The following is a 25,482-nucleotide window of genomic DNA, read 5'->3' as shown; positions in this document are numbered from 1 at the left end:
GCCGGCGCAGCGGCGGCGCAAGCATCGAATTCGGCAAACCCGCGTCCGCGGCTCGAACCGGCCTTGGCCCTGCTCGCGGCCGTGTGCTGCCTCGGCGCCTTGCTCGGTTTCGGCGCCGCGCTCGACGGCTATTCGCATTGGCGCCATCCGCCCGGGCTGCTCGGCGCGCAGGGCATCGAGCGCGCGGCCGCGTTCAACCTGTTCGGCTTCGTCGTCCCCGGCCTGCTGCTGGCCGTGCTGGCCTGGCGCCTGCGCGAACGCTACGACGCGCTCGGCGCCGCCGCGCGCATCGGCGCCTGGTTGTGCGCCCTGTCGGCGCTGGCCTGGGCCGGGCAAGGCCTGTTGCCCCTGGACCCCAGCGACCTCGATGCCCGCGCCAGCCGTTTGCATGCGGCGATGTGGATGCTGTGGTGGCTGGCGTTCGTGCCCGGCGCGGCCTTGCTCGGGCTGGGCGTGCGCCAGGCGAGGCCGGCGCTGACCGCGCTGGTCTGGAGCGGCGGCGGCGCGGTGCTGGCGCTCATGGCCGCTTCGGAACTGCGCCTGCTCGCCGCGCCGCCGGCGCAGCGCCTGGCGCTGCTGCTGTGGCTGGGCTGCTACCTCGGCGCGGCCTGGCCGGCCGCACGTCGCGGCCTCGCCTGACCCGGTCGTCAGCAAGCCGCAGCGGACGCCGGCGAACCGGCGCCGCCGCGGCGCGCTGCGCATCGGGGCGTCGGCTCAGGGAATCGAGCAGAACATCCCGACGCATTCGTGGTACTCGGCCTGGCAAGCCTGCTGCTCGGCCGTGGTGGTCGCCGCGCGCATGCAGGCGCGATACGGGTAATAGCACTCCGGACACGGCGGCGCGGCCTGGGTCGTGGCGATCGAGAACGCACCGCCGAACACCAGGGCGCAGACGGCGAGCAGGGATTGCGATCGGGTCATGGCGAAACTCCGTTTTCGTGGGGCGCCGCCGCACGCGCACTGACGCGGACGGACGAGGCTCGGGTGGCGAGAGAGGAACTCCTGCCGGACGCAGCCCGGCGGCCTGTTTATGGCATGCCTGCCGAGCGGTCGCCGTGACCGGATTCACGGGGTGATGTGCGGCGCTGCGGCATTTAGAGTGTAGGCGCAAAGGCATTGACGGCCTTGCAACTGAAGCATTTGACTGTTAATCAAAGGGCGCCAGTTAGATCGGCTAATGATCGACGCAATTTAAAGCTAGCGGAAACGGAGTCCAGGGTTATGTATGAGCGATGTCACGCACCAGTACGTGCCAAAAATTGAGTCGTCGGGGGATCACTGGTCCCTGGAATTCGCGGTCCGAGCAAGATGGGCTGAGTATGAAAAGCTCAGATTTTCTTGGGAGAACTTTGCGCCGGAGCCGGTAGACTTGATCCGGGCACGCGTGATAGCAAGCTATTTGCCGCAAGTGGAGCAAGACGATTCGCTTCGAGAGTTTGTGGAAGGTCAGATTCGTATGGCAGCTGAACCAGCCTTTCAACGAACGAGCGCCTTGGGTGAGTCGGTCTTGTCTGAGTATGTTACTTCTTTGCTTCTGTCGCACTCGCTCTGCGAAGCAATCATTAATGATGTGGTTGCGACTAAACTCGCTTCGCTTGGGAGTTACGAGATTTTTGCTTTTGTCGAGCGTGCAACATTTTTAGAGAAATGGAGTTCCGCGCCTAAATTGTGGGCGGATGGGTACTCATTTCCGAAAGGTGGGGCGCTTTATGAGTCCCTCAAGTTCATTAATGAGGAAAGAAATGCTTACACCCATCATAAAGTGGCGCTGACGCTGGATGGTAGGCGGATATCCGAACGAAAAGTCAGGCGCCAATCCATCCCGAATATGCTCGATTGGATTCATCGGTACTTGAGCTTGCCTTATGATTTGGCTGACCTGCTCTGGCGCACACTCAAGATTCCTGGTATGCGCTATTTTCTGATGGGAAAACCCATTCGACGCTGCCCTATGCATGCCAAAGACCTTCCTGGGGAGGGGGGATGAGCTGCTTCTGTGTTCCGAAACTATTCGGATTAGGTTGAGAAGCTTGGACTGACAGTAGGTATTGTCGACTGGCTAGTACGGTGTCAATGTCCGTGTCGGGTTCTGAGTCTGGATCTGTGTGTCCAGTTGCTCGGATAGATGATGTTTTTGGATATGTCGCCGGTTGATCTGCTCGACCTGTTCGAGGTTGCGTTCGGCAGGAATCTGAGCCGCTGCATTCATTTCCACTCGTGTAGTGAAGAACGGATCTTTGTCGCCGTGCGGCGCGTAGACCGCGAACACGTTGGTCTCGCCCTGCGCGGTCGTGTTGCCGATGACTACGCGGTCGAGCCGATGGCTGAGCGGATCGGCCTTGTGTTCGCGAAGTAGTGCAGCTGCGATATTGCTGGATTGCGCATCGTCCCATCTGCCGTCGGCGCGTACCGTCGCTCGGATGCTGTCGAACGCGGGGTGGTCGGGGTGATCGGGATGGTCCGCTCGGAAGGTGGGCGCGTCCGGTGTCTCGTTTCTGGCCACTGGCTCGCGCGGATTTGTCGACTGTGTCGATCGCCCTGAGTGGGTGTGAGATACGGATTCGTACTCGCGGCGGCCGGCGCTGGTGTCGACAAAGTCGAAAGAGTTTCCGCGGCCACCCAGGTCCACCCCAGCGCGTTCGATCTTGCGTGGATCCAACTTCAGTTTTGCCAGATCGAGTTCGATATCGGGGACGTGCATCGTCGTCCCCTTGGCGTATTCCCGACGGGCCTCGTACAGGGTCTCCATGAGGCCGCCTCCGTAGTACGCCCGATAGCCGGAGTCGCCATGCTGCCCCAAGCTTGAGGCGTTGTCCGTATAGCATTGCGCCACGGCCTCCACGGCGGGGCTTACGAGCTTGTTTCCGGTGAACTGGATGCCGCCTTCGCCTAGTGCGATGCCTTTGGCCAGAATCCCGTTCTCGATGCAGGGTGTCGATGGATCTGCCCGGGCCAGGAATTTATCGCGATCGAATGCGGCGGCGACGCCGCCGGTCGTGCGGCTGGCGAGGGAATTGAGGCCGATCAACTCAGCCAGCGCCTCATTTCTTCTGGTGAAGCTAAGGTAACGTTCCACCGAAGCGGTCAGGTCGGCTGCAGTACCGTCGCGCGAAGCGGCCCGGATGGCATCGGTTGTCTCGTAACTCAGCTTGTAGCGCTCGCGCAGTTCCGCATCGGCCAGCAGGGCGTGCCCCGCTTCGTGCCCCAGTACGACCGCCAAGTTGTCGCGATGAGCCAGCAAGCTTCGGGACTGGCTCGAATTGAAGTTGTCGACGTCCAGGTTGATCGTTCCGCTGGAGCCTACATAGCGCCCGCCTTCGTGCGGAGCGTCGGTGATGGCCAGATGCTTCAACGTTCCGCCTTTGATGGCGCTCGCCATGACGTTCTGCAAATAGGGCGAACTGGCGATCGTCGCCTCAAGATCGGACACCGCGTTGGGCGGTAGTCCGTCCTGGTGCGCCAAATCTTCGAGCAGAGGCCTGATTTCCGCGCGCATCTGGCTCATTACCGATCCTCTTCGGTATTGGCTTCGATGATCAGTTCGCGAATGCAAGGCGGAGAGCCGGTGGCTCGTGCGACATCGGCTTCTATGACGAACTCGATGTCTTCGGCTGTCGTCGGCAAGCGATACAAGGCACGTTCGCTCCCATCGCGACGACGTATGTTCTCCGTGGCCCGAAATCCTTTTGTCGCCGTGTGTCGGCGCAGCGTCTCAAGGGGGAATGTGCAATTCGAATCTGTGCCACCGGGGAGCAGCAAAATGCTGGTCGTCCACTTGTCGGGTCGCTCGCGATAGAGCGCCTTGCTTGAGATGAAATAGGTTCCGCCCTCTGTCAACGGCCCTGCGACCGTGTTTCCGTTGCGTTCGGAAAGTTCGACCCCGACTGCGTCGCCGACGCGTTCCGGGGATAGATCTCGCGAAGACCTGAGGCTATCGATGAGCTGCAAGGTGATCGCGATCAATTCGTTTGCAGCCAGTGCCTTGCCCTGTGCGGCCGGTCGTTCGTTGGCGGGCTGTGGCGGTGCGGCCGATGTGTTCGTGGACTCTCGGGCGATGCGGTCCAGCATCGCGGCTACTTCATCCGCGGCGCGTTCGCCGCCCTCAGGGATGGGCTGAGTCATGGGGGCGTCCTTTTCCTGGGGGGATGGCTGGGTTGGCTTCTGTGCGCAGCCGGCCACCGCCAAGCAGGCCAGCAGGCCGATGGCGGTAGATCCGACAGGGCGGAAGGGGAGGGGCATAGCACGTCCTTTGCCGGGGATGCGATTGACGCGGTCGAGCGCGACTTGGGTCGAGTTTACGCCCACCCTGTCCGGCGGTCTCCTTAACATTCGTCTACAAAACAGTCGCCGGTTCTTGCGCCGGTAGGTGAGCTGCAGAGGTCCAGAGGGGCAGATAGGGGCCTGTTCATGCCGCTGGCTTGGCGGGCTGAAACAGGTGAGCATTCTCGCTAAAGTCCGCCTGGAGCTCCTGCGGTATCTGGCTCAGGAATCGTTCGAAGCTCGAGAACGAATCTCCGTACGTGGTGCCCGGCGGCCGGCGCGCGAAGATGGTCCAAGGTGTCGTGTTCGCGCCCTGGTCGTGCAGGATCGCGACCCAATCGGTGCCGATCACACGGAAATGAAAGCTCCGCCAACGCTCGCCGTTTCCGTTGAGTCGACGGCCTTCGTAGGCGAGAAACGGCAAGGCCTTCAGCGCGGCGATATGAGCGGCGACATCGGAACGCTTCGGTCGCCATAGTGCGATCCAATCCTTGAACATGCTGGAGGGCTCCAGGAACGACATCCGCCACGATGCAGCGACAGGGGCGGCCGACGTAATCGATCCGGACCGTCAGACCTGCGTCCGCGGGCGCAGGCTCTCGCCGCAGCCCCTGCCATCGCGACGCTGCTCCGCCGACGAGCGCCGCAGATGCCCTTCGCCCCATACGCGCACGGCTTCGACGATCGGCGCCACGGTGCGGCCGTACTCGGTGAGTCGGTAGATCACCGGCGCGGGAACTTCGCCGGTCGGCGTGCGCACGACGAGGCCGTCGGCTTCGAGTTCGCGCAATTGCTCGGCGAGCACTTTTTGCGAAATCGGTGCGGCCCGGCTGCGCAGGCCGGCGAAGTGCAGTTCGCCGTGCGCCAGCCAGTACAGGAGGGTCAACTTCCACTTGCCGCCGATCGCCGCGAAGGCCGCCGCCAGCGGGCAGCCTTCGAGCGGATTGGGGCGGGCCGGATTGGGTCGAGCATGGTTACCTGCAGGTGCCTTCTTGTTCATGGCGGCCTTGTACTCGCATCCTCGCCGCATCATGGGAGCGAGGACGAGACGATGCAATGCAAGGGATCGAAATGGATCGGTAGCGCCTGTCTGGCGATCGCGCTGCTGGCGCCGAACGCGATCGCGCAACAGCCGCCGCGGCAAGGCGTTGCCCGCGCGTTGCCGGGCGACGGTCAACAGGATTTCGACTGGGAGATCGGCGTGTGGAGGACCGAACTGCGCCGGTTGGCGAATCCGCTGTCGGGGTCGCAGGAGTGGCTCGATTATTCCGGCACCAGCGTCGTGCGCAAGGTGATGGGCGGGCGCGGCAATCTGGTCGAGCTGCGCGTCCAAGGCGCGGCCGGACAGATCGAGGGCGTGAATCTGCGCCTGTACAACCCGCAGGTGCGGCAGTGGAATCTGCACTACGCCAGCCTGCGCAACGGCGTGTTGACGTCTCCGATCCACGGCGGCTTCCGCCAGGGGCGCGGCGAGTTCTACGGACAGGAGGATCTCGACGGGAAAGCCGTCCTGGTTCGCTTCGTCATCACCCGCATCGCCGCCAATACGGCACGGTTCGAGCAGGCGTACTCGCAGGACGGCGGGCGCAGTTGGGAAGTCAACTGGATCGCGACCGATACGCGCATCGGCGGCGGTGAAGGCGGTCGCTAAGGCGGCTTGGAGCGACGAAGGGCGCGCGGCGTGCGCAGCGGCGCGAAGGCGCCGCGCACAGGGAACGGAGGGGGTTGAGCTCGCTTGGTCCCCTCCGTCCCTTGGAAGTTACAGCGCTTGCTTGTAAACCTGCCCGTCCTTCATCACGAAGTCCACCTTCATCACCGCGTTGATGTCCTCGACCGGGTTGCCGGGCACGGCGACGATGTCGGCGCGCTTGCCGGCTTCGATCACGCCCTGGTCGTCCACGCCCAGCACCTCGGCGGCGCGGATGGTGGCGGCCTGCAGGGCCACGGCGGCGGGGATGCCGGCTTCCACCATGTAGAGGAATTCGCGTGCGTTGTCGCCGTGCGGGCCGACGCCCATGTCGGTGCCGAAGGCGATCTTGACCCCGTTCTTGTAGGCCTTGGCGGCGGTGTCCTGGATCAGCGCGCCGATCCGCGCCGCCTTGGGCCGCACCACCTCGGGGAAGTAGCCGTCGAGCTTGGCCTTGTCGGCGACGAAGCGGCCGGCGTAGACGGTGGGCACGTACCAGGTGCCTTTCTGCTTCATCAGGCTCATGACCTCGTCGGTCATGTAGGTGCCGTGTTCGATCGAGGTCACCCCGCCGAGGATCGCGCGCTTCATGCCCTCGGTGCCGTGGGCGTGGGCGGCGACGCGATAGCCGTAATCGCGCGCGGTGTCGACGATGGCCTTGACTTCCTCGACGGTGAACTGCGGCGCGTCGCCGGACTTGGCGTAGCTGAGCACGCCGCCGGTGGCGGTGATCTTGATCACGTCGCTGCCTTCCTTGTAACGCTGGCGCACGGCCTGGCGGGCGTCGTCGATCGAGTTGATCACGCCCTCGGTCGGGCCGGGCGGGCCGATCAGGTGGGAGAGCGCGTCGTTGTAGCCGTTGGTCGGGTCGGCGTGGCCGCCGGTGGTGGCGATGGACTTGCCGGCGGCCCAGATCCGCGGGCCGTCGACCAGGCCCTGGTTGATCGCGTCGCGCAGGTGCGGGCTGACCTCGCCGCCGAGGTCGCGCACGCTGGTGAAGCCGGCCAGCAGGGTCTTCTTGGCGTAGCCGACCGCGCGGAAGGCGAAGTCGACCTCGTCCAGGCGGAAGCCCTCGGAATAGCTCTGCGGGCTGGACTGCGAGCCCAGGTGCACGTGCAGGTCGGTCCAGCCGGGGCTGCAGGTGTGGCCGGACAGGTCGATGGCGCGGGCGCCCGGGGCTTCGGCGCGGCCGGGCAGGACCTCGGCGATCTTGCCCTCGCGCACCACCACGGTGCGTGCCTCCAGGACCTTGCCGTTGCGCGCGTCGAACAGGCGTCCGCATTGCAGCGCCAGCGGTTCGGCGGCGGGGGCGGCCCCGGCGAGGGCGGGGACGGCGGCGGACAGCACGGCGACGACGGCGGCGGCGAGGCGGGTCATGGGCGGTTTCCGGTGCGCGATGGGCGGAGAAAGGCCCGATCTAAACACGCGCCGGGGGCTGCGGCGGATGCCAAGAGTCATGGTCGGCCGGGCTCCGCCCGGCAAAAAAGCCCGGCTCGCGCCGCGCCGCGCATGGCGGCGGTTTGTGCGCTGCGGTAGGCTTGCCGGTCCTGTCCTTTCGCTTTCCGCCTGCCCGTGTCTACCGACGTCTCCCCCGCCTCGCACGACCCCAAGAACGAAACCAAGGCCTTCGACCCGGGCGCGGTCGAATCCGCCGCCCAGCGCTATTGGGACGACTCCCGCGCGTTCGAGGTCGACGAATCGTCGGACAAGCCCAAGTACTACTGCCTGTCGATGCTGCCGTACCCGTCGGGCGCGCTGCACATGGGCCACGTGCGCAACTACACCATCGGCGACGTGATCAGCCGCTACAAGCGCATGACCGGCCACAACGTGCTGCAGCCGATGGGCTGGGACGCGTTCGGCCTGCCGGCCGAGAACGCCGCGATCAAGAACAAGACCGCGCCGGCCAAGTGGACCTACGCCAACATCGCCCACATGAAGGCGCAGCTGAAGCAGCTGGGCTACGCCATCGACTGGTCGCGCGAGTTCGCCACCTGCACCCCGGACTACTACGTCCACGAGCAGCGCATGTTCGTGCGGCTGATGAAGCAGGGCCTGGCCTACCGCAAGAACTCGGTGGTCAATTGGGACCCGGTCGACCAGACCGTGCTGGCCAACGAGCAGGTCATCGACGGCCGCGGCTGGCGCACCGGCGCGTTGGTCGAGAAGCGCGAAATCCCGCAGTGGTTCCTCAAGATCACCGACTACGCGCAGGAACTGCTCGACGGCCTGGACGCGCTGCCGGGCTGGCCGGACGCGGTCAAGACCATGCAGCGCAACTGGATCGGCCGCAGCGAAGGCCTGGAGATCCGCTTCGAGGTGGTCGACGAACATGGCGCCGCGGTCGAGCCGTTGACCGTGTTCACCACCCGTCCGGACACCCTGATGGGCGTGACCTTCGTCTCGATCGCCGCCGAGCACCCGCTGGCCGCGCGCGCCGCGCGCAGCGACGCCGACCTGGCCGAGTTCATCGCCGAACTGCGCCAGGGCGGGGTGTCCGAGGCCGAGCTGGAAACCCAGGAAAAGCGCGGCCGCGACACCGGCCTGCGCGCGATCCACCCGGTCACCGGCGAGCCGGTGCCGGTGTACGTGGCCAACTTCGTGCTGATGAACTACGGCACCGGCGCGGTCATGGCCGTGCCCGGCCACGACCAGCGCGACTGGGAGTTCGCCAAGCGCTATCAGCTGCCGATCAAGACCGTGATCGTGCCCGATGCGGTGCGCGACGCCCTGGCCGAGATCGGCCAGGACCTGATCGCGCACAAGGACCCGATGCAAAGCGCCCTGGGCGGCGCGCCCGCGGTCGACGTGTACGAGACCAGCGCCGCGGTGCAGGTGGTCGAACAGTTCCAGCAGGGCATCGCCGAGCAGGCCGCGTTCACCGAGCGCGGCTGGCTGGTCAATTCGGGCGAGTACGACGGCCTGGACTTCCAGCAGGCGCTGGACGCGCTGGCCGAGCGCTTCGAGGCCGACGGCCGCGGCGCGCGCCGGGTCAATTACCGCCTGCGCGACTGGGGCGTCAGCCGCCAGCGCTATTGGGGCTGCCCGATCCCGGTGATCCTGTGCCCGGGCTGCGGCGACGTGCCGGTGCCGGAGGATCAGTTGCCGGTGGTGCTGCCGGAGGATGTCGAGTTCAGCGGCGTCGCCTCGCCGATCAAGGCCGACCCGAACTGGCGCAAGACCACCTGCCCGAACTGCGGCGGCGCGGCCGAGCGCGAGACCGACACCTTCGACACCTTCATGGAGTCGAGCTGGTACTACGCCCGCTACACCTCGCCGGGCGCGGCCCAACAGGTCGATGCGCGCGCCAAGTACTGGACTCCGGTCGACCAGTACATCGGCGGCATCGAGCACGCGATCCTGCACCTGCTGTACTTCCGCTTCTATCACAAGCTGATGCGCGACCAGGGACTGGTCGCCAGCGACGAGCCGGCGATCAACCTGCTGACCCAGGGCATGGTGATCGCCGAGACCTTCTACCGCGACAACGGCGACGGCACCAAGGACTGGATCAACCCGGCCGACGTGGAAACCGTGCGCGACGAGCGCGGCCGCATCACCGGCGCGCTGCTCAAAGCCGACGGCCTGCCGGTGCAGATCGGCGGCACCGAGAAGATGTCGAAGTCGAAGAACAACGGCGTCGACCCGCAGTTGATGGTCGGCAAGTACGGTGCCGACACGGTGCGCCTGTTCTCGATGTTCGCCGCGCCGCCGGACCAGTCGCTGGAGTGGAACGAGGCCGGGGTGGAAGGCATGGCGCGGTTCCTGCGCCGGTTGTGGACGGCGGTGCACAAGCACGCCGACGGCGGCGCCGCGCCGGCGCTGGATGCGGCCGCGCTGAACGCGCCGCAGAAGACCCTGCGCCGGCAGATCCACGAAACCGTGCAGAAGGTCGGCGGCGACTACGGCCGCCGCCACAGCTTCAACACCGCGATCGCCGCGGTGATGGAACTGCTGAACCATCTGTACAAGTTCGACGACGCCAGCGACAACGGCCGCGCCCTGCGCCAGGAAGCGCTGGAAGCGATGGTGCTGCTGCTCAATCCGATCACCCCGCACACCAGCCACGCGCTGTGGCAGGCGCTGGGCCATGCCGAGACCCTGCTCGAAGACCTGCCGTTCCCGCAGGTCGACGAGTCCGCGCTGGCGCGCGACGCGGTGACCCTGGCGGTGCAGGTCAACGGCAAGCTGCGCGGCACCATCGAGGTCGCGGTCAACGCGCCCAAGGACGAGATCGAGAAGCTGGCCCTGGCCGAGCCGAACGCGGTCAAGTACATGGAAGGCCTGACCGTGCGCAAGGTGATCGTGGTGCCGGGCAAGATCGTCAACATCGTCGCCAGCTGACCGGCGCTCGCCTGCGCCCGTGCGAGGGGCGCAGGCGGCGGCGTAAAGCAACGGCGTAAAGCAACGGCGTAAAGCAAATCCCCTGGCTCCCTATTTCAAAAAGGGGCCGCCGATAGGTGGGCGTTGCGATCGGGACGATCGCCGCTGTCGGCGCTTCCGGCGATCCGGTTGCTGCTTCACTCGACCCTCGCCACTGTGGCCGCTGCCGATGTCGTCGTCGAGCCACTTGGCGGTTGCTGTCCCTCCCTTTGAGCAACGGGGGAGGGGATTGGCCGTTGCTTTTCCCAGCCGCCCCGACCGCTCAGCCGTCCGCCGCCCGCCATGACCCCGATCCTCTATTGCCACCCCGATTCCGGCTTCAGCTACAAGGCCGCCCTGGCCCTGCGACTGCTCGGGATCGCATTCGAGCAGCGCCACGTCGACATCCGCCGCCCGCGCGACCAGCGTTCGCAGGAGTTCCGCGAACTCGCCGCGCACGGCGAGATCCCGGTGCTGCGCATCGACGGCCGCGTGCTGTGCCAGTCGAACGTGATCCTCGACTACCTGGCGGTACGCGAAGGCGGTCTCGACGGCGCCGATACCGACCAGCGCCTGCACGTGCGCGAATGGCTGAGCTGGGAAGCCAACCGGGTCAGCCTCAACGTCGCCCATTCGCGCTACGGCCGCCAGTTCGGCCACTACGATCCGGCGGTCCTGGCCTGGTACGATCGCCGCTCGATCGCCGACCTCGACCGTCTGCAGGCGCAGCTGAGCGCCACGCCGTGGCTGGCCGGAGACGCACCGACCATCGCCGACGTGGCCTGCAGCGGCTATCTGTTCTACGCAGTCGAACCCTGGGCCGAGGCCGCCGGCTTCCCGGCGCGGGTCTGGGCCGAGCGCTGGCCGGCGGTGCAGGGCTGGCAGCAACGGCTGCTGGCGCTGCCCGGCGCGCAGACCCCGCAGGCGCTGTTCGCCGGGCACGAGATCCGGTACTGAGTCGCGCCGAGGCGGCGCGGTTCAGGCTTCGCTATTGATGCCCGCTGCCGCCTCGTCCAGACTTCGCTCCATGACTCGCTCCTCCTTCCTGCGCGCCGCCGCGCGCACTTCGCTCGCGGCCGCGGTGCTGGCCCTGTCGGCCTGCGGCTTCCAGTTGCGCCAGGCCCTGACCCTGCCGCCCGATCTGGGCCCGGTGCGGGTGGTCTCCGCCGACCGCTACAGCCCCCTGGCCGAAAACCTGGCTCAGGCCCTGACCCGCGCAGGCGCGGTGCCGGCGACCCCGGACAGCAGCGAAGTCGCGGTGCTCGACCTGATGTCCGAGCGCTGGGGCGACACCCCGGCCGCGCTCGACGAACTCGGCCGCGTGCAGGAGTACACCCTGCGCTACGCGGTGGTGTTCGAACTGCGCAAGGCCGACGGCTCGGCGCTGCTGCCGCGGCAAAGCGTGGAACTGGCGCGCGACTACGTCGCCAACCCGGTCAACGCCATCGGCACCGAAGGCGAGCGCGAAATCCTGATGCGCGAACTGCGGCGCGAAATGAGCGCGGCGGTGTTGCGCCGCGTCGGCGCGGTCAGCGAGCGGCGCTGACCGGCGCCGGCCCGCGCCGATGAGGCCCCGCCGACCATGGAACTGACTCCCGAGCGTCTGCTCGGCCAACTCGACGCCGAACCGCTGCGCCCGGCCTATCTGATCGCCGGGCCCGAGCCCTTGCGCGTGCTCGAAGCCGCCGACGCGGTGCGCGCTGCGGCGCGCAAGCAAGGCATCGGCGAGCGCGAAGTGTTCGAAGCCGAAGGCAACCAACGCGAGCCGGACTGGAACGCGCTGGCCGGCGCATTCCGCGCGCCCAGCCTGTTCGCCAGCCGGCGCCTGCTCGAACTGCGCCTGCCCAGCGGCAAGCCGGGCAAGGAAGGCGCCGAGGTCATCGCCGATTTCTGCGCCGACCCGCCGCAGGACGTGAGCCTGCTGGTCACCGCCGGCGAGTGGAGCAAACAGCACGGCGGCAAGTGGAGCGAGGCCATCGCCCGCATCGGCCACGTCGCCGTGGCCTGGGCGATCAAGCCGCACGAACTGCCGGAATGGATCGAGCGCCGCCTGCGCGCGCGCGGCCTGCGCGCCGAGCGCGACGCGGTGCAGAGCCTGGCCGACCGGGTCGAAGGCAATCTGCTCGCCGCCGCGCAGGAGGTCGACAAACTGGCGCTGCTGTCCGACGGCCAGCCGCTGGACCTGGAACGCATGCAGGCGCTGGTTGCCGATGCGGCGCGTTTCGACGTGTTCCGGGTGCTCGACGCGGCCATGAACGGGCAGGGCGCGCAGGTCTCGCGCATGCTCGCCGGCCTGCGCGCCGAGGGCGAGGCGGTGCCGGCCCTGCTCGGCATGGTGGTGATGGAACTGCAGCGCACCGCGGCCCTGGCCCGGGTCAATGCGCGCGGCGGCAACATCGCCGCCGAGTTCAAGGCGCAGCGGATCTGGGATTCCAAACAGCCGATGTACCGGCGCGCGCTGCAGCGCCACGACGCGCGCCGCTGGGAGGCCCTGCTGGCCCAGGCCGGGCGGGTCGACCGCATGGCCAAGGGGCGCGAGGCCGGCGACGCCTGGGTCGCGCTGGAGCGCCTGCTGCTGGCGGTCGCCGAGCCGCGCGCGCTGCGCCTGCTCGCGCTGTCGCCGGGCTGAGGTCCGCCCATGAGCGCGACGAGCGTCGGCGTGCCCGATCTGTCGGTGTTCTACGGCGGCACCTTCGACCCGATCCACGACGGCCACCTGGCCATCGCCTGCGCCGCGCGCGACGCGCTGGCGGCGCAGGTGCGGCTGATGCCGGCCGCCGATCCGCCGCATCGCGCGCCGCCCGGCGCCAGCGCCGAACACCGGGCGCGCATGCTCGATCTGGCCGTGGCCGGCGAACCGGGCCTGGTGGTCGACCGTCGCGAACTGCTGCGCGACGGACCGTCCTACACGATCGAAACCCTGCGCCAATTGCGCGCCGAGTTCGGACCGGCGCAGCCGCTGGCCCTGCTGGTCGGCGCCGACAGCTTCCTCGACCTGCCGCAGTGGCGCGAATGGCGGTCGCTGTTCGATCTGGCGCATTTCGTCGTCGCCGAGCGCCCCGGCAGCCCGCTGGAGGCCGAACGCATCCCGTTCGCAGCCGGACGCGAGACGGCCTCGGTGGACTGCCTGCGCCAGGCCCCGGCGGGGCGGGTGTACCGCCTGCGCCAGCCGCTGCAGGCTGAATCGGCCAGTCAGGTTCGTGCCCGGATCGCCGCCGGCGAGCCCTGGCGCGAACTGGTGCCGCCGGCGGTGGCGGCCTATATCGAACGCCACGGCCTGTACGGCGTAGCGCTCACCGGGGCTTCGGTATAATCCCGGCACATTCCGAAGACAGAGCCGATCGTCCCTTGACCAGCCAAGCCCAAGTCATCAAGACCCAGCTGCCGAACCCGCCGCCGCCGACCGAGCTGCTGCTCAAGACGGTCCACGCCGCGGTGGAAGAACTCAAGGCCAAGGATGTCGTGGAAATCGATGTGCGCGGCAAGAGCAGCGTCACCGACTACATGGTGATCGCCTCCGGTACCTCGACCCGCCACGTCAAGTCGATCGCCGACGAAGTGGTGAAGTTCGCCAAGAACCTCGACGTCATGCCGCTGGGCGTGGAAGGCGAGCGCGAGGCGGAGTGGGTGCTGGTCGACCTCGGCGACGTCGTCGTCCACGTCATGCTGCCGCGGGTGCGCGAGTTCTACGCGCTCGAGCGCCTGTGGACGGTCGGCGACCAGCCGCCGCCGGCGGAAGGCATCGAAGGCGAATTCGAGCTGCGCGAGGACGACCGCTTCTGAGCGGCCCGGTCCGGGCGCGTCGCGCCCCGGTCGCGAAAACGGCGCCTGCGGGCGCCGTTTGCATTTGCGTATCCGGGCGACCGTCGCGCGCCGGCGGCGCAAACAGCAAGGGGCGCCGAAGCGCCCCTGCCGAGTGATCGATTCCGGTCCGGATCAGTTGCGCGACTGCAGCTTCGACAGCAGGCGCAGGAATTCGACGTACAGCCACACCAGGGTGACCATCAGGCCGAACGCCGCGTACCACTCCATGTGCTTGGGCGCGCCGCGCTCGACGCCGGTCTCGATGAAGTCGAAGTCCAGCACCAGGTTCAGCGCCGCGACCACCACCACGAACAGGCTGAAGCCGATGCCGACGATGCCGGACTCGTGGATGTAGGGAATGTTGATGTTGAACAGGCGCAGCACCATGCTGACCAGATAGATCAGGAAGATGCCGCCGGTGGCCGCGGCCACGCCCAGCTTGAAGTTCTCGGTGGCCTTGATCAGGCCCGAGCGATAGGCGAACAGCAGCGCGAACAGGGTGCCGAAGGTCAGCATCACCGCCTGGATCACGATGCCCGGGAAGCGGGCTTCGAACATCGAGGAGATCGCGCCGAGGAAGAAGCCCTCGACCAGCGCATACAGCGGCGCGGTGACCGGCGCCCAGGCGTGCTTGAAGCTGGTGATCAGGGCCAGGATCAGGCCGCCGATCGCGCCGCCGAGCAGGTAGGGCGCGGCGCCGACCGCGCCCTGCGGGGTGATCTGGATCTGGCTCCAGGCGAAGGAGGCGGTCAGCACCGTCAGCAGCAGCAGGATGCCGGTCTTGTTGACCGTGCCGTTCAGGGTCATCGCCTGGTCGCTGCCGCGCACGACGGCGCCGCTGCCGAGGTCGAGGAAGGTGGATTCCTTCAATGCGGGATTGCCGCTGCGCATGTGTTGCTCCTTGGGAAACGTATCGCTTGGGGTGGTGCGGCGCGGAACACCGGCCGACCGGCCGAAGCATACACGGGGCCGGATGAGACGGGACCGGCCGAACGGCGGGGAGCGCCGCGCCGCCGGATTGCGCCAATGCGGCGGCAAGCCGGCGCAGGGTGCGACGATGACGAAAGACCGCGCCGGAATCATTGACACGGACCGCAGCGCCGACCACACTATGCGGCCTTTCGCGGCATTGGCGTGCCTAGGAAGTCCCGGTTCCGGGGTATAGCTCAGCCTGGTAGAGCGCCAGCTTTGGGAGCTGGATGTCGTGGGTTCGAATCCCTCTGCCCCGACCATCCATCCCAGGCCGGCCGTCAGTTAAGATTGTTCGACTGGCGCCCGTAGCTCAACCGGATAGAGCACCGGCCTTCTAAGCCGGTGGTTGCAGGTTCGATTCCTGCCGGGCGCGCCAAATCGCAGTGGAATGTTTCGCCGCAAGGCGTCGCGTTCCGAACGTTTTATGGTGGCTGTAGCTCAGTTGGTTAGAGTACTGGATTGTGATTCCAGTTGTCGGGGGTTCGAGTCCCCTCAGCCACCCCAGTTGCAAGGCAGTACGCGGTAAAGCAGTAAGTTTTGAGTGTTGTGCGGTGCGAAATACTGGTGTATCATTTCGCACCTAGCTTCACCGGGCCGTTAGCTCAGTTGGTAGAGCAGTTGACTCTTAATCAATAGGTCCAAGGTTCGAATCCTTGACGGCCCACCAAATAAAACAGGCACTTAGGGAAACCTAAGTGCCTTTTTTTTGCTAAATCGGTCCGGATTTCCGGGAAAATGCCAGGAAATTGACAGTCCAAAGTTCTATCCGAACGCCTTGTCACTCCAGTGTTTCGGCGTGGATGAGCAGTTGACGAAAATCGTCAACGCCTATGTTCGGCTTCCTGCAACGACCATGTACGTCGGCGTGCCGAGCGGCGCAAATAGTCGGATCTCTACTATGGCGAAGCTCTGATCGCCAATGGAGCCCCAGCCACTGCGAATCTCGTGCAGGCTAGTTGCGGATGACGGAACAAGGTCGGTTGTGCCGGCGCCTACCCAATGAGTCATCGTTGAAGTCGATCCAAGAATCAACTCGCGCACCAATGGCGAGAACGCAGCCGGTCCTAGTTCGGCAACTGCATAGGAGTGGGCGATCTTTGCCAGCATTCGCCCAAAGGAAAGCGGATTGATCGACGCGACCCTGAGGCCTTCATGGAGGTCACGGACCTGACTCAGGGCCTCAATACCGTCCCGGTAGATCCAGAACTGCCCTGACCATTCTTCGCACGGTGGGCGGCCGAGAAGGATGCCAGGCGGATCAAGTAGTGGCGTTGTGTATACGAAAGGGAGGCTCCGGACGGGGGCGGTGAGCTTGCGACCCGTTGGTTCAAAGGTCCCCCCAGCCCCCCTGGCTCCAATCTCAAGGGCCGCCTCACCTCTGCGATTTTTGGGCTTGCCGGTGGGCATTCCGAACTGGTTGCGGAACAGCCCCCATGTCGTGCGCAGGCAGTCGAGTTCGAACTGGCTAGTGATCTTGGCGCATTGCCTACAGCTGGCTTTTTGCAGGATCAGGGAATTCCCGGCGAGGCCAAACGGAACAATGTGCTCGTCCGTGAGGTCTTCATCCACTGCATCGCAGTAGATGCATCGGCCAACAGGCGGGTACTTAGGTTTTGCATCGAACTGCAGCATAGGAATTGAGGCGTCCTCGCGACATCTCTCCGAAGTAGAGCATCTCAAAGGGGGCGGGGGATCGATGTTGTGTAGCTGAGCCCTGGGGAAATGCGTCGCCGCTCCTTGGCGAATCAAGGCCTTAGCATCGCGGTCTCGGGAAAAAGAAGCAAGCTAACCTATTGATCTGGAAGCTAACTTGCCAAGACTCTTAATCAATAGGTCCAAGGTTCGAATCCTTGACGGCCCACCAATCCCGGAAAGCCCCAGCGGAAACGCTGGGGCTTTTTCTTTGCGTTCTAGGGACGGCCCCGGCCGACGGAAACCTCGCGACGGCGAAGCGGGACGATGCGCGCCGCACGGCCGGCACGGTCGCGGCAGCGATCGATCCGATGGCCGAGAGGTTGGATCCGGCCCGACGCCGAGGCCGCATGCGCGGTTTGTTCAAGCCGTCCGCCCGACGCGCAGGCGAGGCTGTCGCTCTGGTTCTGTTCGGGAGTGACGGTGAAAACCTGGATGCTGCGTCTGTATGCCCCTGTGTTCCTGTTCGGTTTCGTCGCCGCGGCGACCTGGTGGGTGGGGTATCGCCACGGCAATGCGCTGTGGCTGTTGCCCTGGTTGGCGGCGGCGATCGGGCTGTCGTTCCTGGCCGAGCGATGCTGGCCTTACGACCCCGCGTTCAACCGCGATCACGGCGACCGCGGCCGCGATGCGGCGCATGCGCTGGTCAACGAAGGCTTGAACCTGGCGTCGATCGCCGCGGTGCCGTTGCTCGCGGCCTGGGTGCCGTGGCAGCTCTGGCCGACGCAGTGGCCGTTCGCGCTGCAGTTGTCGCTGGCGGTGGTGGGGGCCGATTTCGGCATCACCCTGATGCACTACGCCAGCCACCGCGTCGGTTGGTTGTGGCGCTTGCACGCGGTGCATCACAGCGTGACCCGCATGTACGGTTTCAACGGGTTGATGAAACACCCGCTGCATCAGGCGGTCGAGGCGCTGGCCGGAGTATTGCCGCTGTTGCTGCTGGGCATGCCGCACCCGGTCGCCGCGGTGTTGGCTTTCGCCATCGCCGTCCAGCTGCTGTTGCAGCACTCCAACGTCGACATGCGCCCCGGGGCGCTGGGCCGGCTGATGGCTTGGGCGCCGCTGCACCGCTTCCATCATATGCGCTACGGCACCGCCGGCGACGTCAACTTCGGCCTGTTCTTCACCGTGTGGGATCGCCTGCTCGGCACCGCCTTCGAGGCGCCCGGCTACCGCTTGAGCGGCCGCGACCTGGGGATCGGTACTCAGCCGGACTATCCGCGTGACTATGTCGGCCAGTTGCTGGCGCCGTTTCGCGATCTGGCCCACGTCGACGTCCCGGTGCCGCCGGCCGGACTGCAGCGCGCTCAGTCGCGCTCGTAAACCTGCAATTGCAGGGCCTGCAACTGGCCGGCACCGATGCCGAACATGCGCCGCAGGCTGCGCGAGAGGTGGGCGAGGTCGGCGAAGCCGGCGGCATGCGCGCTGGCGGTCAGACTGTCGCCGGCCAGGAATTGGACCAGCGCGCGGTGCAGGCGCCGCCACAGCACCCAGCCGCGCAAGGTGATCGCCAGGTCGGACTGGAAGCGCCGGTGCAACTGGCTCGGCGACAGGTGCGCGGCCTGGGCGATCTCGGACGCGGCCACGCGCTCGGGCAGGCGCGCGCCGATCTCGGCGACGGCCGCACGCAAGCGCCGGTCCAGCGGTTGCGCGCGGCACAGCCCCGGCAGCAGCGGCTGCAGCGCCGGCAGGCGCGCCGGCAACCGCGGCAATTGCCGCAGCACCGCAGCGACGTCGGCGTGGCCGGGTTCCAGGAACACGGTGCAGCCTTCGTCCGGCGCTGCCAGCACGGCATGCGCTTGGAACGACGGCAGCCACAGGCGCTGCCCTTGGCGCCGCTCGCCGTCGATGTCCAGCAGCCAGGGCGCGCCCTCGCTGAGCAGCAACTGGTGCGCGTAATGGGCATGGCGGCGGCTGGTGCCGGCGCGGCCCTGCAGCACGGCCACGTGCTCGCCGAGCAGCAAGCGGCCGGTCCAGGCGTCCTGGCGGGGTGGTGCGGACATGCGGTTCGGACAGCGGTCGGTGTGATCGCGAATGGGCGGTTTCGAGCGAGGATTCTGGCCGACTGCGGCGAGGTGGAGAATAGGCCGTTGCATCGGCCGTGGCGCTCTGTGCGCCCGCGCTTCGGCGGCGCCTGCCGCGACCGGCACGTTGCGGGGCGATCACAAAAAAAAACTTCCGGTCGGGCCGCGGATATGCGCTGATGCGCGGGTCGACCCGCTCAGCAACGAGACCGCGGAGCCGCCGGCGCCGGAAGTGCGCATCGGCTCCTGCGCCGCCGGCCGGCGCGTTGCGCGCCTGCGCCGTTCCGCCGGGGTGCCGCACGACCCCGGCCTGGAGTGAGCCGGGCCATCGTTCGCACCCCGGCTCTTCGTGGCCGGGCGGAGCCCCCTGACGCCTGCCGCGCAGGCGTCCCTCCCAGGTTCGAGACCATGCCCAGACTGCCGCGCCTGACCTTTCTGTTCGCCGCCTGCGTCGCGGCCGCCGCCGCATCGGCGCACGCGCACCGCGGACCGGAAATCCGCACCGAAGACGTGGCCCGGTTCTACGCCTTGTACGAGGCCACCGGCGGCCGGCCGACGGTCGAACAGCTCGACCGGGAGTACTTGGCGCAAGGCACGCAGAGCCTGCGCGAGTTCGCGGCCGCGCGCCGGGTCACCGCGCAGCGCATCGCCGAGCGCATGAGCGCGGAACCGGCGATCTATGCCAGGGCCAAGGACTGCCTGGCGGTGTTGCCCGCGGTGAAGCGACGCTTGGTGCCGGTGTTCGCCGAACTGGCCGAGCTGTATCCGCGGGCGACGTTCCCGCCGGTGGCGATCGTGGTCGGGCGCGGCAAGCCGGTCGGCATCACCCACCCGGCCGGCGTGACCTTGGGTCTGGAGGCGCTGTGCGCAGCCGACTTCATGCATCCGGACTTGGAAGAGCGTTTCGTCCGCGTCATCGCCCACGAATACGGCCACATCCAGCAGAGCCTGCAGACCGAATTCGAGCCGGGCGACCCGAAGGCGACCGTTCTGCGCTTCGCCCTGGCCGAAGGCACGGCGGAGCTGCTTGCCGAACTGACCTCCGGTGGGGTCGGCAACGGCAAGCACGCCGCCTGGACGCGCGGCAAGGAAGCCGAAATCGAGGGCGCCTTCGTCAAAGTCATGGACGGCACCGATATCTCGGGTTGGTTCTACGACTATCGCCCAGGGTCGGATGAACCCTACGACCTGGGCTACTGGGTCGGTTACCGCATCGTCAAGGCGTACTACCTCAACTCCAAGGACCGCAAGGCGGCGCTCAAGGACATCATCGAAATGGACGACCCCAAGGCCTTCCTGCAGCGCAGCGGCTGGACCCCGGGCATGACCTTGCCGGAGTCGGCCCTTGGGCACTGAGCGCGCGGCGGATGCCGGATTGCAAGTCGATGTTTCGGTGACGATCTTCCTGTCGCCGACCCAGGCGCTCGGGTTCGCCTCGGGCACGGTCGAGGTTGCGTTCCTGCCCGAGGCGCAGCGCGCCTTCCCATGGCCGGAGGCGTGGCTGCGGCAAAAGCCGGAGTACTTCGGCGAGGGGCAAAGCCAGGTGTGGAGCGTGGAGCGCGACGCGGGCGGCGGCCGCCATCGGGTCGTGCTGTACGGAATCGTTTGCGACGGCGAGGCGGCGGCTGGCGATTGCATGCGGTTCCTGGAGCGCACGGCGGGGATGATGTTCCATCCCAATTGACGCCGCGCCGCAAGCCGGTTCGCGCCTGCCGGGCGGCCGTGTGCGTCGCCGGTTCAAGCGCGCGGCGGGGCTCCTGCCGAAGCGTAATGCGCGCGCAGATACTCGACCAAGGCGCGCACCTTCGGCGGCAGCTGGCGTGCGTTCGGATAGATCGCGAAGTAATGGCGCCGCCCGGCACGGTGCTGCGGCAGGACTCGCAGCAGGCGTCCTGCGGCCAGCTCCTCACGCACGGTCGGCCAGGTGAAGGCGGCGATGCCCAGGCCGGCCAGCGCGGCGGCGTGCAGCGACAGGATCGAGTCCAGGCGCAGGCGGGCATCGAAGGCGACTTCTTCGTCTTCGCCGCGCTGCGGACTCAGGGTCAGGCCGCGGCCGTCGCCGGCGTAGGCCAGCAGGCGATGGCCGGCCAGATCTTCGACGACGCGCGGCAGTCCGTGCCGGGCGACGTAGGGCGGCGCGGCCACCAGCACGCGCTCGAACACGGCCAACTCGCGCGCCACCAGGCTGCTGTCGGCCAACGGACCGCTGATGCGGATCGCCATATCGAAGCCGCCCTTGACCAGATCGACGATGCGGTCGTCGCAGGACAGGTCGAGCTCGATCCGCGGATAGCGCTGCATGAAGCCCGGCAGCCAATGCGCCAGTTCCAGCGCGCCGACGGCGTGCGGCAGACTCAGCCGCAAGCGGCCCGAGGGCTGCGCGGCGGCATCGCCGAGCCGTCGACCCGCCGCATCGACGCGTTCGAGGATATCCACGCTGTCGCGGTAGTAGCGTTGGCCGGCCTCGGTCGGGGTCAGGCTGCGGCTGTTGCGGTTGAGCAGGCGCACGCCCAGATGCTCTTCCAACTGGCGCAGTTGACGCGAGACCGAGCTGTGGGTGGTGCCGAGGCGTTCGGCCGCGCGGGTGACGCTGCCGGCTTCGACGATGCAGCGGTAGGCGCGCATGGCCGACAACTGATCCATCGCTCGGCTCCGTCGTCGTGGTGGGCGATACGCGGCATCCGCCGGGGACGGATGCCGCGTATCGCGGGCAGGGTATCAGCGCACCGGCAGCGAGAGAATCCGCGCGGTGTGCATCACATCGCCGAAGGCGTCCTCGATTTCGGCCAGGGCCGAGGCGTGCAGTTGCGCGTTGCCGATCCGGGCGCCGTCGCGCAGGTCCAGGTCGCGGGTGGCGGTGGCGTCGGAGGCGACCACGACCCGGTAGCCGCGCGCGGCGGCGTCGCGTGCGGCGCCGGCGATGCAGGCATGGGTCTGCAGGCCGGCCAGGATCAGGGTGTCGGCGCCGGCGTCGCGCAGGATCTTCTCGACGGCCGCAGCGGAGGCGCCGGCGAACACGCTGACCGCGTCTTTTTTCACCACCGCTTCGTCCTTTCGCGGTCGCATCGCCGGATGGAACTTCACCATTTCGCCGCCTTCGGCGAACAGCGGCGCGTCGGCCGGCAGCACGTGCTGAACGTGGACGACGCGGATGCGATGACGGTCGGCGAAATCGAGCAGGCGCTGGGTCTGGCGCAGCGCGGCCTCGCCGTCGGGAATCGGCATGCGCCCGCCGGCGAAGTATTCGTTCTGGAAATCGATGACCAGCAAGACGGTCTGGCTGGCCTTCAACTCGGCGACGGGTGCCGCGCCGGCCATGGCGCGGATGGTGGGGTGCGCCTCGGCGGCGCGGTTATCGAGGGGCCGAGAGCGGCGATGCCAAGGGTGGCGATGCCGAGCAGGGACGTCAGTCGCATTGCGGAGTGCCTGTTGCCGTTGGGAGGCGCCATGATCCGGCCCGCGCCCCGCCCGCATCAGCCCTGCGCGCGAACAGCATCCGTGCGGTTTTCGCACCGATGCGCCTTTGCGGGAGGGCCCGGCCGCGGCCGCAGGCGCAGGGCGTGCGCGCCGGCGCTTGGTGCGGTTGCGGAGCTGCGCCGGTGCCGATCCGCCTAGCGCAGCACCTCCGGCTCCGCGAACGCGATCAGATCGATGGTCTCGTCGCCGGCGCTCAGATAGAAATGCCGGGGCTCGCCCTGGTCGCGGGTGTAACAGCCGCCGACGTCGTCCTTGAGCTCGGTGGCGCCGGTGAACTCCATCAGCAGGAAGTCAGTCGGCACCTCGCGTCCGACTGCGGTGAGCCGCGGCCGCTCGTTGTGCACTCGTACCGTCAGGCACTCGCGGAAGCGGACCCGGGCCAGCGGCATGCCGTCGCCGCGCAAGGCCTCCACCAGCAAGGCCGCGCCGGTTTCGTAGCGGAGCCGGCAGATCGGCGCTGGGTCGTCGAGCTTCAGCAACACGCGGTCCATGCGGGGGGCGCCGGGGAGCGAGCGAAGGAAGCCGCACTATAGCAATGCCGCCATCGGCGCCGGGCGGCGAGGGTCCGGCACGGGCGGGCGCGCCGCGTTCCTGCTGGCAGCGCCGTTGCGATCACGGTTGGCATATCGTCGCCACCGCGAGGTGGCAGTCGCGCTTGATCCGGTGCCGCGACTGCGTTGCAGTGACGGCTCTCATCGACGAGGAAGCGCCATGACTCTCGCAGTCAAGCATTGGATGCGGATTGCGTTGTTCGGCCTGTGGTGGGCCTGCATGCACTCGGCGTTCGCGCAATCGGCGTCGAAGCAGATCGCGCAAGGCACCCAGCTCTGGGCCGGAGAGGAGATCTACTCCAACAACGGCCAGTACAAGCTGAGCATGCAGCACGACGGCAATCTGGTGTTCTACCGCGTCGCCGACCTGCGCCCGTTGTGGGCCAGCGGCACCCATGCCGCCGGCGGCCACCGCGCCAGCTTCGAGGCGTACGGCATCCTGACCGTGCGCGACTTCAACGACGGCATCCTGTGGAGCAACGCGAACGGTTGGCCGGGCTATTTCCATCCGGGCATTCACTGGTATCTCACCGATACCGGCTATTTCGTCGCGCTGTACCAGGGCAGTGCGGTGGTGCGGGTGCTGGGACGCGATCCCGACCGCCGCTGAAGCGCGCATCGGCCGGGGCGTGCGTGGGCTCAGTTCACCGTGCAGGTCAGCGTCACCGTCACCGAAGCGCCGTTGGCCAGCGTGCCCAGGGCGACGCCGCTGTCCAGCGCCGCCACAGTCAACGGCGCGGCGGGACAGGCGCTGCCGCTGCAGGTCGGCGGCGCGGTGCAGTTCAGGCCGCTGCGGTTGGCGACGGGGTCGCGCAGGATCGCGCCGGTGACCGCATCGGGCCCGCTGTTGCCGACCACGATGACGTAGCTGGTGCTGGCGCCGCGGCTCAAGGTGTCGCCGCTCTGGTCGACGTTGCCGTTCACGCCGGGCGTGTTGGTCTTGGTGATGGTGAGGTTGGCGCGCGGGTTGCGGGTGTTGGCGAAGGTGCAGGTCAGGTCGTCGCCGGCCACGGGCGTCACGTTGAAGCGGGTGCCGCTGCCGCTTGGCGTTTGTCCGCCGGCCAGCGCGTTGCTGCAGCTGTAAGTGGTGGTGTAGTCGCCGAGCGCGGTGCTGCCGCTGGCGGTCTCGGACAAGGTGTAGACGCTGCCGGCGCTGGCCGCCGACAAGGTCGCGGTACCGGTTGCGGTGGTGCCGCTGCCGGTGGTGACGACCGACACCGGGCCACCGCTGCCGGCGATGGTCAGCGCGAACTGGTCGGTCGCGGCGACGCGACCGTTCGGCAGCGCCTTCTGCAAGCGCAGGATCGGCTGGCTCCATTGGAGGATCACTTCGCCGTTGCCCGCGCTCGCGCCCTGCGTCGTCGCCGCGGCGCCGCCGCGGCCGATGCCGGCGCTGTACAGCGGATGCGTGGTCTGCGGCGGCGCGGCCGTGGAACCGGCGGTGTAGCTCGGTGCCGCGCCCTGGGTCAGCACGCCGCCGGTGACCGCGGCGCCGACGAAGCCGGAACCGCCGCCGCCGGGTCCGTCGTAGCCGGTGGTCGGGCTGATCGGATTGTTCTCGTTCTGGCCGGTGCCGCCGCCGCCGCCGAACCAGCCGCCGCCGCCGCCGCCGCCGCCCTCGTATTCGAACGGAGTGCCGGCGACGATCGCCGGCCAACAGCCGTCGCCGCCGCGCAGCGCGGCGCCGGCCGGGATCACCGAGGCGTTGGGGACATAGCACGAGGCCAGCGGCAGGCCGGCCGCGCCGCCCGCCACTTGGCTGCCGCCTTTGCCACCGTAGGTCGAGGTGCCGTCGCCGCCGCTGCCGCCGCCGCCGGCGCCGGCCAAAGGCCGGTTCGGCGCGGCCGGCTGATCGGTCCAAAACACCGAGCCCCCGCCGCCGCCGGCGACGATCAGGGCGTTCAGGGCGACGAATTCGGCGCCGTTCCACAGTGCGCTCATGCCGCCGCCGGAGGAGCCGTTGCTTTGCGGATTGCTGGCCGGGTCGTGGTTGCGGCCGGGCCCGCCCGCGCCGCCGCCGCCGTACGTGCGGGCGGTGCCGGTGGCGATGCCGCCCTGGCCGACGGTGACGGTCAGGTTGGCGCCGGACGCCACCGCGACCGTGCCGTCGGCATAGCCGCCGGCGCCGCCGCCGGCCGAGTTGCCGCTGGCCGCCATCGAGCCGCCGCCGCCGGCGCCCCACAGCGTGGCCCGCAGTCGGGTCACGCCGTTGGGGACGGCGAAGGCCTGGGCGCCGCCGGAGTAGGTGTAGCGCAGGCAATGGGTGTAGCCGGCCTGGGGTGTGCAGGGGACGCTGGCGGCGTGGGCGGCGCCGATGCCGCCGAACAGCAGGGCGAAGGCCGCACGGACCCGTCGCTCGCCGAGCAGGCGGGCGGAATCGATAAGTTGGAATTTCAAACGGGCCCCCTCTGACGTTCCTGGACGAATGCCGCTGCCATTGCCTGCCCGGCAAATGAGACTTCGAGCACATTTTTGCGCGCGGATCGTGTCCGTTCGCAGGTGTAGGCGGCGTCATGGCCCAGCCGCGATGGGCTGAACGATGGTGCGGCAGGGCGGGGAGGGGCGCGGCGGAGCAGGGGCGGGTGGCGGAGTACTGCGCCGCTTCGATAGAGCGCGGATTACCTCGCTCCTTCGGGAATGGCGCCGGCGGAGG

General features: G+C 67.8%; 26 protein-coding genes and 4 tRNA genes. 17 read left to right on the top strand and 13 right to left on the bottom strand.

The genetic code is table 11. The features are described 5' to 3' along the window. Positions 1-63: 63 nt before the first annotated feature. Positions 64-639, top strand: coding sequence for a DUF998 domain-containing protein (locus V2J18_RS15075; protein WP_064746948.1), 576 nt, complete (start codon positions 64-66; stop codon positions 637-639). 75 nt (positions 640-714) lie between these two features. On the opposite strand, the gene V2J18_RS15070 is transcribed toward V2J18_RS15075, so the two are convergent. Beyond that, the gene (locus V2J18_RS15070; RefSeq protein ID WP_064746949.1) at positions 715-921 is read right to left on the bottom strand and encodes a hypothetical protein; all 207 of its coding nucleotides are present in this window, start codon (positions 919-921) and stop codon (positions 715-717) included. A 304-nt stretch (positions 922-1,225) separates the two neighbouring features. On the opposite strand from V2J18_RS15070, the gene V2J18_RS15065 reads away from it, so the two are divergent. Further along, on the top strand, positions 1,226-1,987 hold the full coding sequence (locus V2J18_RS15065) for a hypothetical protein (protein ID WP_141233373.1): 762 nt from the start codon (positions 1,226-1,228) through the stop codon (positions 1,985-1,987). Positions 1,988-2,059: 72 nt separating this feature from the next. Here V2J18_RS15065 and V2J18_RS15060 read toward each other — a convergent pair whose 3' ends face one another. The 4 genes from V2J18_RS15060 to V2J18_RS15045 all read right to left on the bottom strand — a co-directional run bounded on the left by V2J18_RS15060 (position 2,060) and on the right by V2J18_RS15045 (position 5,260). Next, a complete protein-coding gene (locus tag V2J18_RS15060) occupies positions 2,060-3,505 on the bottom strand; it encodes an XVIPCD domain-containing protein (RefSeq protein ID WP_064746950.1) in 1,446 nt (481 codons plus the stop codon). Further along, positions 3,505-4,122 carry a hypothetical protein gene (locus tag V2J18_RS15055; protein ID WP_141233374.1) on the bottom strand — a complete coding sequence of 206 codons (618 nt, stop codon included), beginning with the start codon at positions 4,120-4,122 and terminating at the stop codon, positions 3,505-3,507. The genes V2J18_RS15060 and V2J18_RS15055 overlap by 1 nt, the downstream gene beginning before the upstream one ends. 283 nt (positions 4,123-4,405) lie before the next feature. Beyond that, positions 4,406-4,759: a hypothetical protein gene (locus V2J18_RS15050; RefSeq protein ID WP_141233375.1), complete on the bottom strand. Its 354-nt coding sequence runs from the start codon at positions 4,757-4,759 to the stop codon at positions 4,406-4,408. Positions 4,760-4,831: 72 nt separating this feature from the next. After that, a complete protein-coding gene (locus V2J18_RS15045) occupies positions 4,832-5,260 on the bottom strand; it encodes a winged helix-turn-helix transcriptional regulator (protein WP_186442523.1) in 429 nt (142 codons plus the stop codon). Positions 5,261-5,311: 51 nt separating this feature from the next. On the opposite strand from V2J18_RS15045, the gene V2J18_RS15040 reads away from it, so the two are divergent. Further along, positions 5,312-5,911: a hypothetical protein gene (locus V2J18_RS15040; protein ID WP_064746952.1), complete on the top strand. Its 600-nt coding sequence runs from the start codon at positions 5,312-5,314 to the stop codon at positions 5,909-5,911. Between the two features lie 108 nt (positions 5,912-6,019). Here V2J18_RS15040 and V2J18_RS15035 read toward each other — a convergent pair whose 3' ends face one another. Beyond that, positions 6,020-7,324, bottom strand: coding sequence for a metal-dependent hydrolase family protein (locus V2J18_RS15035; protein WP_336132154.1), 1,305 nt, complete (start codon positions 7,322-7,324; stop codon positions 6,020-6,022). Between the two features lie 195 nt (positions 7,325-7,519). Here V2J18_RS15035 and leuS point away from each other — a divergent pair, with 195 nt between their 5' ends. The 6 genes from leuS (at position 7,520) to rsfS (ending at position 14,092) form a co-directional block, all read left to right on the top strand. Continuing rightward, positions 7,520-10,291 carry a leucine--tRNA ligase gene (gene leuS, locus V2J18_RS15030; RefSeq protein WP_336132153.1) on the top strand — a complete coding sequence of 924 codons (2,772 nt, stop codon included), beginning with the start codon at positions 7,520-7,522 and terminating at the stop codon, positions 10,289-10,291. A 321-nt stretch (positions 10,292-10,612) separates the two neighbouring features. After that, positions 10,613-11,266 (top strand): glutathione S-transferase family protein, encoded by a 654-nt coding sequence (locus V2J18_RS15025; RefSeq protein WP_064746959.1) that lies wholly within the window; start codon positions 10,613-10,615, stop codon positions 11,264-11,266. 70 nt (positions 11,267-11,336) lie between these two features. After that, complete coding sequence (locus V2J18_RS15020) at positions 11,337-11,855, top strand: LPS-assembly lipoprotein LptE (protein ID WP_064746960.1); 519 nt, start codon at positions 11,337-11,339, stop codon at positions 11,853-11,855. 36 nt (positions 11,856-11,891) lie between these two features. Beyond that, the gene (gene holA / locus V2J18_RS15015) at positions 11,892-12,938 is read left to right on the top strand and encodes a DNA polymerase III subunit delta (RefSeq protein ID WP_336132152.1); all 1,047 of its coding nucleotides are present in this window, start codon (positions 11,892-11,894) and stop codon (positions 12,936-12,938) included. 9 nt (positions 12,939-12,947) lie between these two features. Then, positions 12,948-13,622: a nicotinate-nucleotide adenylyltransferase gene (gene nadD, locus V2J18_RS15010; RefSeq protein WP_425606030.1), complete on the top strand. Its 675-nt coding sequence runs from the start codon at positions 12,948-12,950 to the stop codon at positions 13,620-13,622. Positions 13,623-13,657: 35 nt separating this feature from the next. Beyond that, positions 13,658-14,092, top strand: coding sequence for a ribosome silencing factor (gene rsfS, locus V2J18_RS15005; RefSeq protein ID WP_064746963.1), 435 nt, complete (start codon positions 13,658-13,660; stop codon positions 14,090-14,092). A gap of 153 nt (positions 14,093-14,245) precedes the next feature. On the opposite strand, the gene V2J18_RS15000 is transcribed toward rsfS, so the two are convergent. Then, positions 14,246-15,004 (bottom strand): Bax inhibitor-1/YccA family protein, encoded by a 759-nt coding sequence (locus V2J18_RS15000; RefSeq protein WP_064746964.1) that lies wholly within the window; start codon positions 15,002-15,004, stop codon positions 14,246-14,248. 264 nt (positions 15,005-15,268) lie between these two features. Here V2J18_RS15000 and V2J18_RS14995 point away from each other — a divergent pair. The 4 genes from V2J18_RS14995 to V2J18_RS14980 all read left to right on the top strand — a co-directional run bounded on the left by V2J18_RS14995 (position 15,269) and on the right by V2J18_RS14980 (position 15,752). Next, positions 15,269-15,345, top strand: a tRNA-Pro gene (locus tag V2J18_RS14995). A gap of 39 nt (positions 15,346-15,384) precedes the next feature. Further along, positions 15,385-15,461 (top strand) — tRNA-Arg (locus tag V2J18_RS14990). A gap of 51 nt (positions 15,462-15,512) precedes the next feature. Further along, positions 15,513-15,589 (top strand) — tRNA-His (locus V2J18_RS14985). A gap of 87 nt (positions 15,590-15,676) precedes the next feature. Further along, positions 15,677-15,752 (top strand) — tRNA-Lys (locus tag V2J18_RS14980). Positions 15,753-15,913: 161 nt separating this feature from the next. On the opposite strand, the gene V2J18_RS14975 is transcribed toward V2J18_RS14980, so the two are convergent. After that, on the bottom strand, positions 15,914-16,717 hold the full coding sequence (locus V2J18_RS14975) for a hypothetical protein (protein WP_336132151.1): 804 nt from the start codon (positions 16,715-16,717) through the stop codon (positions 15,914-15,916). Between the two features lie 495 nt (positions 16,718-17,212). On the opposite strand from V2J18_RS14975, the gene V2J18_RS14970 reads away from it, so the two are divergent. After that, entirely contained in the window at positions 17,213-18,100 is an 888-nt protein-coding gene (locus V2J18_RS14970) for a sterol desaturase family protein (protein ID WP_336133119.1), read from the top strand. On the opposite strand, the gene V2J18_RS14965 is transcribed toward V2J18_RS14970, so the two are convergent. Then, positions 18,085-18,780 carry a helix-turn-helix transcriptional regulator gene (locus V2J18_RS14965; RefSeq protein ID WP_064746966.1) on the bottom strand — a complete coding sequence of 232 codons (696 nt, stop codon included), beginning with the start codon at positions 18,778-18,780 and terminating at the stop codon, positions 18,085-18,087. The genes V2J18_RS14970 and V2J18_RS14965 overlap by 16 nt on opposite strands. Positions 18,781-19,209: 429 nt before the next feature. Here V2J18_RS14965 and V2J18_RS14960 point away from each other — a divergent pair, with 429 nt between their 5' ends. Continuing rightward, entirely contained in the window at positions 19,210-20,157 is a 948-nt protein-coding gene (locus V2J18_RS14960) for a DUF2268 domain-containing putative Zn-dependent protease (protein ID WP_336132150.1), read from the top strand. Then, on the top strand, positions 20,147-20,485 hold the full coding sequence (locus V2J18_RS14955) for a hypothetical protein (RefSeq protein WP_336132149.1): 339 nt from the start codon (positions 20,147-20,149) through the stop codon (positions 20,483-20,485). Before V2J18_RS14960 ends, V2J18_RS14955 begins: the two co-directional genes overlap by 11 nt. Before the next feature lie 53 nt (positions 20,486-20,538). Here V2J18_RS14955 and V2J18_RS14950 read toward each other — a convergent pair whose 3' ends face one another. From V2J18_RS14950 to V2J18_RS14940, 3 genes are all read right to left on the bottom strand, one after another. Beyond that, the gene (locus tag V2J18_RS14950) at positions 20,539-21,444 is read right to left on the bottom strand and encodes a LysR family transcriptional regulator (protein WP_336132148.1); all 906 of its coding nucleotides are present in this window, start codon (positions 21,442-21,444) and stop codon (positions 20,539-20,541) included. Between the two features lie 75 nt (positions 21,445-21,519). Next, a complete protein-coding gene (locus V2J18_RS14945; RefSeq protein ID WP_336132147.1) occupies positions 21,520-22,119 on the bottom strand; it encodes a cysteine hydrolase family protein in 600 nt (199 codons plus the stop codon). A 293-nt stretch (positions 22,120-22,412) separates the two neighbouring features. Continuing rightward, a complete protein-coding gene (locus V2J18_RS14940; protein ID WP_336132146.1) occupies positions 22,413-22,769 on the bottom strand; it encodes a hypothetical protein in 357 nt (118 codons plus the stop codon). 220 nt (positions 22,770-22,989) lie between these two features. Here V2J18_RS14940 and V2J18_RS14935 point away from each other — a divergent pair, with 220 nt between their 5' ends. Beyond that, on the top strand, positions 22,990-23,439 hold the full coding sequence (locus V2J18_RS14935) for a hypothetical protein (protein ID WP_336132145.1): 450 nt from the start codon (positions 22,990-22,992) through the stop codon (positions 23,437-23,439). Between the two features lie 29 nt (positions 23,440-23,468). On the opposite strand, the gene V2J18_RS14930 is transcribed toward V2J18_RS14935, so the two are convergent. After that, positions 23,469-25,226, bottom strand: a complete 1,758-nt coding sequence (locus tag V2J18_RS14930) for a glycine-rich domain-containing protein (RefSeq protein WP_336132144.1) — start codon at positions 25,224-25,226, stop codon at positions 23,469-23,471. Positions 25,227-25,482: the final 256 nt, after the last annotated feature.

The sequence above is a fragment of the Lysobacter firmicutimachus genome (assembly GCF_037027445.1).
Classification (GTDB): domain Bacteria; phylum Pseudomonadota; class Gammaproteobacteria; order Xanthomonadales; family Xanthomonadaceae; genus Lysobacter; species Lysobacter firmicutimachus.
Note: the sequence above shows the minus strand (reverse complement) of the source record. Positions and strands in the feature narration are given on the sequence as shown.